Annotated in this window: 11 protein-coding genes; 10 read left to right on the top strand and 1 reads right to left on the bottom strand. The window is 43.2% G+C overall.

Features of this window, described 5'->3' with window-relative positions:
- The gene (locus HJG39_RS03240) at nucleotides 1–1,302 is read right to left on the bottom strand and encodes a GGDEF domain-containing response regulator (protein WP_268406749.1); all 1,302 of its coding nucleotides are present in this window, start codon (nucleotides 1,300–1,302) and stop codon (nucleotides 1–3) included.
- A 286-nt stretch (nucleotides 1,303–1,588) separates the two neighbouring features.
- Between HJG39_RS03240 and HJG39_RS03235 the strand changes: the two genes are divergently transcribed.
- The 10 genes from HJG39_RS03235 to fliJ all read left to right on the top strand — a co-directional run bounded on the left by HJG39_RS03235 (nucleotide 1,589) and on the right by fliJ (nucleotide 12,751).
- Entirely contained in the window at nucleotides 1,589–2,389 is an 801-nt protein-coding gene (locus tag HJG39_RS03235; protein ID WP_268406746.1) for a flagellin N-terminal helical domain-containing protein, read from the top strand.
- A gap of 250 nt (nucleotides 2,390–2,639) precedes the next feature.
- The gene (locus HJG39_RS03230; RefSeq protein WP_268406744.1) at nucleotides 2,640–4,085 is read left to right on the top strand and encodes a sigma-54 dependent transcriptional regulator; all 1,446 of its coding nucleotides are present in this window, start codon (nucleotides 2,640–2,642) and stop codon (nucleotides 4,083–4,085) included.
- A gap of 152 nt (nucleotides 4,086–4,237) precedes the next feature.
- Nucleotides 4,238–5,422: a sensor histidine kinase gene (locus HJG39_RS03225; protein WP_442780991.1), complete on the top strand. Its 1,185-nt coding sequence runs from the start codon at nucleotides 4,238–4,240 to the stop codon at nucleotides 5,420–5,422.
- A 3-nt stretch (nucleotides 5,423–5,425) separates the two neighbouring features.
- Entirely contained in the window at nucleotides 5,426–6,775 is a 1,350-nt protein-coding gene (locus HJG39_RS03220; protein ID WP_268406743.1) for a sigma-54-dependent transcriptional regulator, read from the top strand.
- 216 nt (nucleotides 6,776–6,991) lie between these two features.
- Complete coding sequence (gene fliE / locus HJG39_RS03215) at nucleotides 6,992–7,321, top strand: flagellar hook-basal body complex protein FliE (RefSeq protein ID WP_268406739.1); 330 nt, start codon at nucleotides 6,992–6,994, stop codon at nucleotides 7,319–7,321.
- Between the two features lie 13 nt (nucleotides 7,322–7,334).
- Entirely contained in the window at nucleotides 7,335–9,038 is a 1,704-nt protein-coding gene (fliF, locus tag HJG39_RS03210; RefSeq protein ID WP_268406737.1) for a flagellar basal-body MS-ring/collar protein FliF, read from the top strand.
- 2 nt (nucleotides 9,039–9,040) lie between these two features.
- Nucleotides 9,041–10,105, top strand: coding sequence for a flagellar motor switch protein FliG (gene fliG, locus HJG39_RS03205; protein WP_268406735.1), 1,065 nt, complete (start codon nucleotides 9,041–9,043; stop codon nucleotides 10,103–10,105).
- A 16-nt stretch (nucleotides 10,106–10,121) separates the two neighbouring features.
- Complete coding sequence (gene fliH, locus HJG39_RS03200; protein ID WP_268406732.1) at nucleotides 10,122–10,913, top strand: flagellar assembly protein FliH; 792 nt, start codon at nucleotides 10,122–10,124, stop codon at nucleotides 10,911–10,913.
- A 45-nt stretch (nucleotides 10,914–10,958) separates the two neighbouring features.
- Nucleotides 10,959–12,287, top strand: a complete 1,329-nt coding sequence (gene fliI / locus HJG39_RS03195) for a flagellar protein export ATPase FliI (RefSeq protein ID WP_268406729.1) — start codon at nucleotides 10,959–10,961, stop codon at nucleotides 12,285–12,287.
- A 17-nt stretch (nucleotides 12,288–12,304) separates the two neighbouring features.
- Nucleotides 12,305–12,751 (top strand): flagellar export protein FliJ, encoded by a 447-nt coding sequence (fliJ, locus tag HJG39_RS03190; protein ID WP_268406728.1) that lies wholly within the window; start codon nucleotides 12,305–12,307, stop codon nucleotides 12,749–12,751.
- The last annotated feature ends 160 nt before the right edge of the window (nucleotides 12,752–12,911 follow it).

The following is a 12,911-nucleotide window of genomic DNA, read 5'->3' as shown; positions in this document are numbered from 1 at the left end:
TTAGCAAGCTTGGTGGACTATTGTGTTTCTTCCTTGCTTTTTAGCATCGTATAAACATAAATCGGCTGCTTTTAGTGAATCGTCAAGGGATGTAGAAAGGGCATCTGTGCAACCAATACTGGTTGTCACGTTAAAGGTATTACCACCAAATTCCAAAGTCGTTTCTGCCAATTCTTTTCTAAACGCTTCGAGTTGATCTAGCACAGATGGTAAAGGTTCTTGGAACAAGATCGCGAATTCTTCCCCTCCGACTCTGGCAGAAAGTGTATGACTAAAATGGTTGTTGATGAAAATGGCTAGCTGAATTAATACCTTGTCGCCGACATCATGTCCGTAGGTATCATTGATTTTCTTGAAGTGGTCGATATCTAAAAGAGCCGTGACAAATGGTTTGTTTTGTTTTTTACTGTCCGCTAACAATTTCTCACCTTTTCGGTAGAAGTAACGTCTGTTATGCAGATTGGTAAGATAATCTCGATTGGCAGAATTTTCGATAACCTCTATATAGCTCATGGTATCGAGATTTTGATTTATCCGCATTATTAATTCTTCGGCTATAAAAGGCTTGGTCAGAAAGTCGTTGGCGCCGTTACGAATGAATTCAAGTCCCAACCTAGGCTCGTTATCCGACGATAGGCCGATAATGGATAGCTTTGATTTAGCGTATTTTTTACGCAGCTCTGTTGTTAATTCAACACCGTTCATATTAGGCATAATGTAGTCTGAAACAATCAACTTGATTTCAGGTGTTGACTCAATGAGTGAAAGTGCTTCTTCCGCACTGCCAGCGTTAACCACCTTAAAGTTCTGGGTTTCTAATACTTGAGTAATCACTTCCCGGGAGAGTTTTGAATCGTCAACTATCATTAATGTGGTAAATTGATTGAAGTAAAAACGGCCCACTTGGTCAATGAGGTATTGAACCGAATTAGTCTGACTTTTAAGTATGAAATCAACAACGTGAGTGTGCAGACTTTTGTGAAAATGCCCTTTCTCCATGGTGCCAGTTATCACGATAATAGGTAAGCCAGTCCGCTTTAGTAGTTCCACTATTTCGCCATTTGGCGCATCAGGAAGATTGAGATCACTAATGGTTAAAAAGTATTCTCTACGGTGCGCTTTAAGAAGGGTAATGGCTTCCTCATAACTACTAGCAACATGAACATCACATCCCCATCTATTTTCAACTTGCGACTTGATAATATTCGCTATACTTCGACTGTCCTCAATGAGCAGTAGAGGCTTTGAAATGTTATTTCTATTGAGTGAAGAAGGGCCTCTTTCACCACGACGAAAGTTCATTGATTAATGCCGCTCCAATTATTTTAATCAGGGTTAAAACTGCTAGGAAAGTTAACAGAGAATGTGATTTGAATACTGAGTAGACGACGCCAGTTTACCAGTGATTCAGTGGTTAACATTCTACTCATAATAACGTGATTAAAAGAGGTTGAATAGATCTAATCTATTAAGAGATTTTGATATCATCTATAGGTATTTTTACTAATAACTATTACACACATCGAGTGGTTACTATTTGTACATGCCTTTGCTATACTTAGAGGTGAGGTATAAAGAGGAGTAGATTATGATTAATCTAGATGCAAAGAATAATTCATCTATTTTGCAGCAAGTGCAAAATAAACAAGATTCGATTTTTGAACGCCTAGCGTCAGGAAAACGAATCAATAGTGCTGCTGATGGTGCAGCCGCGCAGCAAATTATCGACAGACTGACGGCCCAAGAAAATGGCTTAGGCCAAGCTGTCAGAAATTCTCTAGATGGTGTTTCACTCGCACAAGTAGCAGAGGGTGGGCTATCTGGGATTAATAACGATGTTAATCGTATTCGTGAACTATCAGTGCAAGCAGGCAATGGTATTTTAAGTCAATCTGATCGTGATGCGATTCAGTCTGAAATTTCCCAGCTTCAAGGCAATATTCAACAAACTATCGACCAAACTGAATTCGCTGGTAAGCCTCTATTGCAGAGCGAAGGAACATTGGATTTTCAAGTGGGGGCTAATGCAGGGCAGAATATTGGTGTAAACACTCAAGATTTTGCTTCCAGTTTGTCAGGTATTTTAAGTGTCGATGTGTCAACATCTCAGGGAGCTCAAGATGCGCTTTCTATCGCAGATACAGCTTTGGAAACAGTCGGTGGTGCAAGAGCTGAATTAGGTGCTGTTCAGAATCAATTTGAAAGTGCAGCGCGAAATTTAGCGCAAACACAAGAAAATGTGGCAGCCGCAAATAGCCGTATTGGTGATACCGATTTTGCGCAGGCGACAGCCGAGCAGGCAGCAAATAGTATTTTGAGTCAATCTTCCATTGCGGTTCAAGCGCAGGCAAATCAACGCCAAAGTCAAGTATTGAGCTTGCTTGGTTAGTTTCTCATTATCCTTCTCGTATCTCCGCCGCTCAAAGGAAAACCTTTGGGCGGTTTTTGTATCTAATTCCGAATTTTATCAGCGTCTCTTTTTATTATCGTTTTACTCTTCCGTTAAATGCACAACGTACATTGTGAAAGGCGTTGCGTAGTCGTCAAATTAATGACGTTTAAGGGCAATTCTTCCTTGCAAAACTGTCAAAATCCCAGCAAACTAACGCTAACTGTTCGGAACATAACCACTTTCTGTAATGAGCCATATACTAATAATAAGTTCAAAGGAATCGCGCTATAAAAATCTAGAGATTGTTTGTTCATTTATTGGTGAAGAATGTAGTGTCGTTTCACCTGAGCAAGCCTCATCGTTTTTAGAGTCTACGCCCGGTATTCAGGCAGTCATCATTGACGCTGAATGCAACAATGCCACCCAAATTGTTAAATCTACACCTAGTCTACCCTTTATTGCCGTTGCCGATTCTCAGCAGTTAGAGAGCCAACTGGCGAATGTTGTTGGAGAGCTACACGAGCCCGTACGTTATCCCGAGCTGGCACGTTTAATTCATCGGTGTCAGGAATATATACGCCATAAACCCGGTTCCAACGCTAAACCAGAGAAAGCGACATTCCAGAATCTTGTTGGTAAAAGTGCTGAAATTCAAAGAATCCGCTTGATGATCCAACAAGTGGCGCCAACCGACGCCAATGTATTGGTGCTGGGGGAGTCGGGTACAGGGAAAGAAGTGATTGCGAGCAATATTCACTATTTATCGAATCGACAAAAAGGCCCTTTCATTCCGGTAAACTGTGGAGCTATCCCCGGTGAACTTTTGGAGAGTGAGCTTTTTGGTCATGAAAAAGGGGCGTTTACAGGGGCGGTTTCTGCTCGTAAGGGACGTTTTGAACTGGCACAAAGCGGCACATTGTTTTTGGATGAAATTGGCGATATGCCATTGCAAATGCAGGTGAAGTTACTTCGTGTTCTACAAGAAAGAACATTTGAACGTGTTGGCGGTACTAAGCCTATCGATTGTGATGTGCGTATTATCGCAGCCACTCACCGCAATTTGGAAACCATGATTGAAAAAGGCGATTTCCGAGAGGATTTATATTATCGCTTAAATGTTTTTCCCATTGAAAATCCTGCATTAAGAGAAAGAAAAGAAGATATTCCGTTACTGTTGCAAGAAATTGTGTCCCGTTTCGAAGAAAGGGAAGGGAAGAGTGTCCGATTTACCCAAGAGTCCATTGCTTCATTAATGGAGCATCGCTGGTCCGGGAATGTTAGGGAGTTGTCGAATTTGGTTGAACGACTCGTGATTCTCTATCCTAACCAGATTGTTGATGTGCAAGACCTTCCCGCAAAATATCAGCATGTTGAAGTAAATGGGTTTGAGCCAGAGTATCCTGATGAATTGGCTGAACGCGATGCAATTAATGCGTTATTTACTGATGAAGGCTTTGATTTTAGTGACGATAGTGATGATGAAATCATTGTTGATACCACCTCTGAATCACCCGCTGGAGCCTTACCGTCAGATGGGCTTAATTTAAAAGAATATTTGTCTACGCTTGAAGTTGATATGATAAAACAGGCGTTAGAACAACACGATTGGGTTGTTGCTAGAACCGCAGAGTTTTTAGATATGCGCAGAACCACCTTGGTTGAAAAAATGCGTAAATATAATATCAGCCGATAGCATCGCTATCGGCTTTTGTGTCGGATAACTGACGCCTTTCCTATCTCACTCCATTCTAAATTTTTTAATTTAAGCAGTTGATAAATAAGAAGTAAATAATTGGCACACATGCTGCATTAATCCTTGCGTGATTATTTTGACGCGAGGTGAGTATGTTATATTCAGGTCTTCAAACAACAGCAGTTAAATACCATTCAGATGCAACACAGATTGCAATGTCGTGTGCGGCAGCGGAGTCGGTTTCTGCTGAGGTTTTGCAAAAAGAAACGCTCCAAGAAGAAATATTGGCAACGTCAAAAAGTATGAACCATATTCTAGATGTTATGCCAGCAGGCGTTGTTGTTATTGATGCAGAAGGCTATGTTAAGCAAGCTAACCTAGTTGCAAAGGATATGTTGGGTGAGCCACTAGAAGGGCAACTTTGGCGGACGATTATCGCGCGTTCATTCCGTCCTCGCCAAGACGATGGCCATGAAATCTCATTAAGTGATGGTCGTCGCGTCAAACTCTCCATTTCGCCATTAGTTGAAGAACCGGGTCAGTTAATTTTGATGACAGACCTAACCGAAACACGCTTATTGCAGCAACGAGTGAGCCACATGCAGCGCTTATCGTCGTTAGGCAAAATGGTCGCTTCACTCGCTCACCAATTAAGAACACCTTTATCTGCGGCAACCTTATATGCGGCAAACTTACTGAATCCAACGATTTCAGATGATTCACGAGAGCAGTTTTGTCAGAAGTTACAATCTCGCTTAAAAGACTTAGAAAGCCAAATTAATGACATGTTGATGTTCGCTAAAAGTGGCGAAGAACAAGTGGTCACTGAATTATCGTTACGTTCATTAATGACGGAAATTCACGAAGGCGCTGAAGCCATGCTAATTGCAAAAGGCTGTAAGCTAAAAATTAATGTGCCGGAGCCGGATCTCATTATTTTGGGCAACAAAACAGCGTTAGCCAGCGCTTTTCAAAATCTTATTCACAATAGCTTGCACTTTTCTCCTTCTGAAAAACCAATCTCATTTACTGCGAAGCGCAGCATTAGCGAGCCCGATATGGTTGAGGTGATTATTGCTGATGAAGGCCCAGGAATTCCCGAAGCTAAAATGCAGCAAATATTCGAACCGTTTTTTACCACGCGGACGCAAGGTACAGGGTTAGGCTTGGCCGTCGTGAAGTCTGTCGCGCAGGCGCATAAAGGGGAAGTGCTCGTTAGTAATCAAAAAAATGGCGGTGCCAGCATTGGTATGAAACTGCCAATTAGCCGAGTGTGCAGTTCAACAGCGGTTAACAAAACTCAATATGAACCAAGCGCGTTAGTTGCGGGGAAATAAGTCATGTTAAAAGCAAATGTCATGTTGGTTGAAGATGATCCGGGTTTGCGCGAAGCGCTAACGGATACACTCTTACTCGGTGGTTATCACGTTATCGCTTGTGATAGTGCAGAATCTGCTCTTGCACAGTTGCCACAACAAAATATTGATATTGTGATTAGCGATATTCAATTAGGTGGGCTGACAGGGTTAAACCTGCTACAAAACATTAAGAATAAATTTCCAAATATGCCAATGTTGCTCATGACGGCTTATGCAACGATTGATGATGCGGTACAAGCTATGCGTGAGGGCGCTACTGATTATTTGGCAAAGCCCTTTTCGCCAGAAGTGTTACTAAACATTGTTGGTAAATATGCGCCAGCTCAAAAAATCGAAGCTTGTAAACCAGTAGTAGGCGATGCTAGCAGCAAGCAGCTTTTACAGCTTGCCCAAAAGGTTGCGAATACGGATGCCACTGTGATGGTGTTGGGACCAAGTGGTTCTGGTAAAGAAGTGTTAGCGCGTTATATCCACGATCAATCGCAAAGAAATGAACAGCCCTTTATCGCTATTAATTGCGCAGCTATTCCAGAAAACATGCTGGAAGCCACCTTATTTGGTTATGAAAAAGGCGCGTTTACGGGCGCTTTGCAGGCATGTCCAGGAAAGTTTGAGCAAGCTCAAGGTGGGACCATTTTACTTGATGAGATAACGGAAATGGATCTTGCTTTGCAAGCTAAACTATTACGAGTGTTACAAGAACGCGAAGTTGAACGGTTAGGTGGAAGAAAAACCATTAGCTTAGACGTGAGAGTCATTGCGACCAGTAACCGAGATTTACGTCAGGCTGTACAAGACGGCGTTTTCCGCGAGGATTTATATTATCGCTTGAACGTCTTCCCTCTGACTTGGCTTTCGTTGAATCAGCGTCCCGATGATATTGTGCCACTCGCTGAGCATTTATTGGAAAGGCACGCAAAGCAACAAGGCTTGGCGATCCCGAAGTTATCCGCTTCTGCGAGAAATAAGCTGGCACAACATCAGTGGCCGGGCAATGTACGAGAATTAGAAAATCTCATCCAACGCGCGCTTATTTTAAGTGGAGGTCAGCAGATTGAAGTCACTGATCTCATGCTCGATAATTCGCCGATGGACAGTATATCTATCAAGCCGGAGGTGAGAGAAGAACCTCAACAGGCGAGCGTTTTAGGCAGTGAACTTCGCCAGCAAGAGCATCAAATCATACTGGATACACTAGCGTCCTGTAATGGCAGCCGTAAACAAGTTGCAGAAAAGCTAGGTATTAGTCCAAGAACATTACGCTACAAACTCGCCAAAATGCGAGATATGGGGATTGAACTTCCAGCGTAGTGCCGTTTTCCCACATAGCTAGACTCTTATTTACGCTAAAAGTGTTGTCATATTTTTAGCGTAAATAAGCTCGTCAAAAAATAACCTTATCAAAATTGGCTTTAACTAATTGATTTTAAAGGGTTATTTTTTGGCATGTTGTTTGCATTTTATCCATCAGATAGTTAACGAATTGATCCCGTGTCAATTAATAGTCACCCTTAGGAGGGGAGAACGATGGATATTAAAGCGCAAGCTCTTTACAGCGAAATGCAATCTTTGGCGACTCAAGCCCAAGTTGGCATGCCTGAAGTCCCATCTATTCAAACTAATCCTTCATCGAAAGACAATTTCGCCAATATGCTATCCAACGCGATTAACGGCGTAAACGAAATGCAACTCAATGCGAAAACACAAACAAAAGCATTCGAAATGGGTGATCCAAGCTTAAGTCTTGCGGATGTGATGGTCGCAAAAGAAAAGTCCGGGATTGCATTTGAGGCAACAGTTCAAGTACGCAATAAAGTGCTTGAAGCCTATAAACAAATTATGAACATGCCAGTATAAGACGAGGTGAATCATGGCTGATGCAACTGGAACAGAGCTGGCACTTCCTTCGGGTAATGATGATGCCGATAACGAGTTAAACTCAGAGCAAAAATCTGGCTTCATGGAAGCCCTTGGCAGTGTTGATATGCTGCGCCAAATCGTGCTTGTTATTGCATTAGTTATTTGCGTGGCAATCGCTATTTTCATCGTTATTTGGGCGCAAGAGCCGGACTTCCGTCCACTTGCAAAAATGCCAACCGAAGAGCTTATCGAAACCCTCGACTATTTGGACCAAAACCAAATTGAATATCGTTTAGAAGGCAACACCATCTATGTTAATGAAGAGCAATACCGAGACATCAAGCTTGGGTTAACTCGCTCTGGTATCAATCAAGACCCTACCGCAGGTGAAGACATCATCCTTCAAGATATGGGATTTGGTGTGAGTCAACGTGTTGAAAAAGAACGTTTGAAACATGCCCGCGAACAACAAATAGCTAGAACCATTGAAGATATGTCATCAGTTGCTAAAGCCAAGGTATTACTAGCTTTACCGAAAGAAAATGTATTTGCACGCAGAGAGAAAAAAGGCAGTGCAACGGTTGTTGTAACGATGCGTCGAGGCGCGTTACTTTCAGGTGAAGAAGTTGATTCTGTAGTTGATATTGTCGCATCAGCGGTACAAGGCTTGGAGCCAAGCCGCGTAACTGTCACCGACAGCAATGGTCGTCTGCTTAATTCCGGTTCCCAAGATTCGTTGTCAGCGCGTTCTCGCAAAGAATACGAGATTGAAAAGCAGCGCGAACAAGAATACATGGAGAAAATCGACTCTATTTTGATTCCTGTTTTGGGTTTAGAAAATTATACCGCGCAAGTTGACGTTACCATGGACTTTACATCGGTTGAGCAAACACAGAAACGTTACAACCCAGACTTACCCGCCGTGCGTAGTGAAATGACCATGGAAAATAACACCATTGGTAGCGTGGTTGCAGGCATTCCGGGAGCGCTAACTAATCAACCGCCACTGGATGCAGAAATCCCTCAACAAGCAACAGGCTCGAATCAGACACGCTCAACACCGGGGTCAAGCCGAAAAGAAGCAACAAGAAACTATGAACTTGATACAACTATCAGCCATACTAAGCAACAGACTGGTGTCATTAGAAGACTCAGCGTGTCTGTGGCAGTTGATTATCTTAACTCAACTAATGCCGAAGGCGGCAAGGTGAGCGAGCCGCGCTCTCAAGAAGAACTGATGAGCTTGCGTCGTTTATTGCAAGGTGGTATCGGTTTCGATGTGACGCGTGGTGATTCGTTAGAAGTGGTTAGTATTCCGTTTAGTCGTGTTGATCAAGGTTTAGATGTTAAGTTAGAAATCTGGGAACAGCCTTGGTTCATGCGTGCATTGAAGTTGGTTGTTGGCGGTTTGGTTATCATTGTATTGATGCTATTCATTGTCAGACCGATGCTGAAACGCTTAATCTACCCAGAAGACACAACGGAAGCTGAAGAGTATAGTGTGGATGAAGGTCTGGACTTAGGTGACGAAACCATCAGTATGTTGTCCCAAGAGTTTGATGAAGGTCAGGTTGGCTTCTCCCCAGATGGCTCACTGATGCTACCAGATTTACATAAAGATGAAGATGTATTGAAAGTCGTGCGTGCCCTAGTGGCAAATGAGCCAGAGCTTTCAGCTCAGGTGGTACGCGGCTGGCTAATGATGGATGAATAATCATGGCAACTGAAATCGCAAATGTTCAACAAGAAGGCAGTATTATGGATGCCGCTCCAACTTACGATGTTAGTAAGTTGGAGGGGGTCGAAAAGGCCGCCATTCTATTGTTGAGCTTATCTGAAGAAGATGCAGCACAAATTCTAAAGCATCTTGAACCCAAACAAGTTCAAAAGCTGGGTCAAGCCATGGCTACCATGGATGAAATGACCCAACCTAAAATCACGGCAGTTCATAAGCACTTCATCGAAGAAATCCAAAATTACAGTACCATTGGTTTCCATAGTCATGACTTCGTGAAGAAAGCGCTGACAGCGGCGCTCGGTGAAGACAAAGCGGCAAACCTTATCGACCAAATTTTGGTTGGCGGTGGTGCTAAAGGTTTGGACTCCTTGAAGTGGATGGACTCCAAACAGGTTGCTGGCATTATCCGAAATGAGCACCCGCAAATTCAAACCATTGTGTTGGCGTATTTGGAAGCAGAGCAATCTGCCGAAATTTTGGCGCAGTTCCCAGAAAAAGTACGCTTAGACTTGATGATGCGTATTGCCAACTTAGAAGAAGTTCAACCAGCAGCACTACAGGAGTTAAACGAAATTATGGAGAAACAATTCGCAGGTCAGGCCGGTACACAAGCCGCGAAGATGGGCGGCTTGAAGTCTGCCGCAGAAATCATGAACTACTTAGATACCAATATCGAAGGTCAGTTGATGGATGCAATTCGCGAGCAAGACGAAGAAATGAGTCAGCAAATCCAAGACTTAATGTTCGTATTCGACAACCTTGTTGATGTTGACGACAGAGCTATGCAAACCATTCTGCGTGAAGTTCAGCAAGATGTCTTGATTAAAGCAATCAAGGGTGCTGAAGACGAATTACGCGATAAAATCTCACGTAATATGTCGAAGCGTGCGGCAGAGATGTTAATGGATGATTTAGAAGCGCTTGGGCCAGTTCGTGTAAGCGAAGTGGAAACGGCACAAAAAGAAATTCTCTCTATTGCTCGTCGATTAGCGGATGCCGGTGAAATTATGCTTGGCGGCGGTGGCGGCGAAGAATTCTTATAATTAGGATTAAAGCAACATGATAACCAACGAGCCAATTGCAGATGAAGCCGCAGCCGAAGTAAAAGCATGGGAATTGCCTGTTATCGACGAACAAAAAGTGAATACAGGTTCAACCAATGCGTTAGGCCGAACCAGCGAATGGAAGTATGAACCGCCGGAAGAGGAAGAGGTGGTTCTACCGCCGACGCTAGAAGAAATTGAAGCGATTCGCCAAAATGCCTATGAAGAAGGGCTGGAACAAGGTACGCAGGAAGGCTTAGAAAAAGGATATCAAGAAGGTTTTGAGAAAGGTCAAGCTGAAGGGCATGAACAAGGTGTGCAAGCCGGACAAGAACAAGGTTTGCAAGCGGGTGAAGCCATCATTCAGGAACAGGTTGGCGTATGGCAAGAACTGATGCAAAAGCTTCATACGCCCGTTGAATCAGTGCAGCAAGAACTGCAAAAAGAATTGGTTGCGCTCTCTGTTGGTTTAGCGAGAGCGGTGATTAAGCAGGAAGTAAAAACTAATCCAGATGTTATTTTTCAGGCATTAGCAGAAGGCTTGAAAGTATTACCTATCGGCGAAAAATCTTATCAAATTCGCATGAATCCAGAAGATATTGCCTTAATTAAGACACAATATACGCAAGAGGATATTGAACGACATCGTTGGATATTCATTGAGTCACCTGAATTATCTCGAGGTGGTTGCGATATTACGACAGAAAGCAATGCGGTTGATCTGACTGTTGAAAGACGTTGTCGTGACGTGTTGGACAAGTTCTTGCATGAGCAAGGATTATCGTCTGAGGTTGTGGCTAACGACTAAATTTTGACATCGTTAGCATCAGCCTGTTTACACACTTAGGCTGCTATGGATTTTTTAGAAAAAGTCAAAACTCTACAAACGCAAATTCCACATTCCAAACCTGTGGCATCTGGTAAATTAGTGCGAGGCGTTGGCCTAACATTAGAAGCCGTTGGATGCCAGTTACCTGTTGGCAGTCAGTGTTTAGTACAAACAATTGACGGTGAAATCGAAGCCGAAGTGGTTGGCTTCGCTGACGCAGTAACCTACCTCATGCCAACCGAAGCCGTAAAAGGTATTGTACCTGGCTCGCGGGTGATGCCTCTTAATCGAGAAGGTGGGATTCCTGTTGGTATGTCCTTACTTGGTCGAGTAGTTGACGGTAACGGTCAACCCTTAGATGGTCTTGGTGCGATTAAAGCGGAAAAACGGGTTCCATTAACACGCCCACCAATGAACCCTCTGATCCGTAAACCGATTACTCAGCCTTTAGATGTTGGCGTGCGAGCCATTAATTCAATGATAACTGTCGGCGTTGGGCAACGTATGGGGTTGTTCGCTGGAAGTGGTGTCGGTAAAAGCGTATTGCTTGGCATGATGACACGAGGTACGACCGCCGATGTCGTTGTTGTTGGATTAGTGGGGGAGCGTGGTCGAGAGGTTAAAGAATTCATTCAAGACATTTTGGGCGAAGAAGAGCGCCAAAAATCCGTTGTAGTTGCTGCACCTGCCGATACCTCACCCTTAATGCGCTTAAAAGGCTGTGAAACCGCGGTGAGTATTGCGGAATATTTTCGCGATCAAGGCATGAATGTGTTGCTGCTCATAGATTCCTTAACACGCTATGCCATGGCGCAGCGCGAAATTGCATTGGCTGTGGGCGAACCGCCGGCAACAAAAGGTTATCCACCCTCAGTATTTGCGCGTTTACCTGCTTTAGTTGAGCGTGCGGGCAATGGAGCCGAAAATCAGGGTAGCATTACCGCATTTTATACCGTTTTAACAGAAGGGGATGATTTGCAAGACCCGATCGCTGACTCCGCTCGCGCGATTTTAGACGGACATATCGTTTTAACGCGACAACTCGCAGATTCAGGACATTTCCCAGCAATTGACATTGAAGCATCCATTAGTCGTGTTATGCCAATGGTCGTGAGCGACCAGCATCTAGATTCGATGCGAGCGTTAAAACAGGTCTATTCGACTTATCAGCAAAACAAAGACTTAATTAGCATTGGCGCCTATAGCAAAGGCACTGACCCTCGAATTGATCTTGCTGTTCGGGCCGAACCTCATATCAATCAATTCTTACAACAAAAAATGAAAGAAATTATTCCTTATGATGAAAGTTTACAAGGCATGGTTCAACTTATTCAAACCGTGCAAAACAGTTAGTTTAGGGAGTAAAGACGTTGGCAAATTCACAGCTTCATTTAGTTGCCCAATTAGAGCAAGAGAAAGAAGAAAAGGCGGCGATGAACTTCCAATTGGCTCAGAGTTACGTTAACGAGCAAAGAATGAAACTCCAAGGTTTGGAGCAGTACCGTCTAGATTATTTTCGTCAAATCCAGTTAAAAGGCCGTTCAGAAGGGTTAAAGGCCATGACTTTTAACCAACATCAAGATTTTATTGCCAAGCTGGATTCAGCCTGCGAGCAGCAACGAAAGATTATTCATAACGCGGTGTTAGCAGCAGACCAGCGAAAGTCGATTTGGTTACAGCACCAGCAAAAACGCAAAGCCGTTGAAATGCTGCTGGAGAAGAAAAAGCAAGAAGCATTAATGAAAGAAGCCAAGCAGGATCAGAAGTTAATGGACGAAGTCGCAACACAACGCTTTTTCCGAAGGATTAAAAATTAAACAAGTTTTGATTAGTTGGAATAACTCTTGCATTAGTTTTTGCATAAAGTATCGGTATCTTGACGAATTTCACAATACCGTCAGTGGATAAGTTTGAAATTCGATAAAATTCAATTTGTTATGTTGATTTTGTCACATACGTTTTTCGAGGAATGCAAAC

This window comes from Alteromonas sp. a30, from assembly GCF_026788005.1.
GTDB lineage: Bacteria > Pseudomonadota > Gammaproteobacteria > Enterobacterales > Alteromonadaceae > Paraneptunicella.
This window is presented reverse-complemented; position numbering and strand designations above follow the sequence as displayed.

Excerpts from the sequence above, each read along its gene's own strand:
- HJG39_RS03240 (WP_268406749.1), bottom strand. The coding sequence starts at position 1,302 with ATGAACTTTCGTCGTGGTGAAAGAGGCCCTTCTTCACTCAATAGAAAT.
- fliG (WP_268406735.1), top strand. The coding sequence starts at position 9,041 with ATGGCAACTGAAATCGCAAATGTTCAACAAGAAGGCAGTATTATGGAT.
- HJG39_RS03225 (WP_442780991.1), top strand. The coding sequence starts at position 4,238 with ATGTTATATTCAGGTCTTCAAACAACAGCAGTTAAATACCATTCAGAT.
- fliH (WP_268406732.1), top strand. The coding sequence starts at position 10,122 with ATGATAACCAACGAGCCAATTGCAGATGAAGCCGCAGCCGAAGTAAAA.
- fliI (WP_268406729.1), top strand. The coding sequence starts at position 10,959 with ATGGATTTTTTAGAAAAAGTCAAAACTCTACAAACGCAAATTCCACAT.
- fliF (WP_268406737.1), top strand. The coding sequence starts at position 7,335 with ATGGCTGATGCAACTGGAACAGAGCTGGCACTTCCTTCGGGTAATGAT.
- HJG39_RS03235 (WP_268406746.1), top strand. The coding sequence starts at position 1,589 with ATGATTAATCTAGATGCAAAGAATAATTCATCTATTTTGCAGCAAGTG.
- HJG39_RS03220 (WP_268406743.1), top strand. The coding sequence starts at position 5,426 with ATGTTAAAAGCAAATGTCATGTTGGTTGAAGATGATCCGGGTTTGCGC.
- fliE (WP_268406739.1), top strand. The coding sequence starts at position 6,992 with ATGGATATTAAAGCGCAAGCTCTTTACAGCGAAATGCAATCTTTGGCG.
- HJG39_RS03230 (WP_268406744.1), top strand. The coding sequence starts at position 2,640 with ATGAGCCATATACTAATAATAAGTTCAAAGGAATCGCGCTATAAAAAT.